The following is a 453-nucleotide window of genomic DNA, read 5'->3' as shown; positions in this document are numbered from 1 at the left end:
CGTCGCGGGTGACGAGGTTTCCCAAAAGAAACCGGCCCCGGATGCCTACTTCAGGGCACTCAGCCTCCTCGGGTTCTCGAGCTCCGAATGCTTGGCTATTGAGGATTCTCGCAATGGCTTTGTCGCGGCTTCGCGCGCTGGACTTCGAACTCTGATCACGCGGAGCAGCTATTTTGGGGATGAAGAATTCCAGGGCGCCTTTGCGATCGTCGACAGCCTGAGCGACCTTGCCAATTTCGAGATATCAGTGCCGTGGGGCGAGCCATAGAGCCGCCGGCCGGTCCGGTTACAAGGCTTCGCTTCCGAATCTGACGCCCATTGAAAGCTCTGCGCGTTATGCTAAGAATGTTTTCAATTCGTCAAGATGGATTGCATGGAAACGCTGGGAACCGTCCTTATCGTGGCGCGAGGTGGCCCGCAATGGTCGGCGGCCGCCGACGTATTGTCTGAGGA

Annotated in this window: 1 protein-coding gene; it reads left to right on the top strand. The window is 57.8% G+C overall.

The features are described 5' to 3' along the window. Positions 1-268: HAD-IA family hydrolase (locus tag NJD74_RS19610; RefSeq protein WP_319624827.1), on the top strand; the 268-nt coding region annotated here is incomplete at its 5' end. Positions 269-453 lie beyond the last annotated feature (185 nt).

This window comes from Stenotrophomonas sp. RG-453 (assembly GCF_033843685.1).
In the GTDB taxonomy this organism is placed as follows: Bacteria; Pseudomonadota; Gammaproteobacteria; order Xanthomonadales; family Xanthomonadaceae; genus Stenotrophomonas; species Stenotrophomonas bentonitica_A.
The sequence above is the reverse complement of the archived record's forward strand: the minus strand, read 5'-3'. Positions and strand labels throughout refer to the sequence as shown.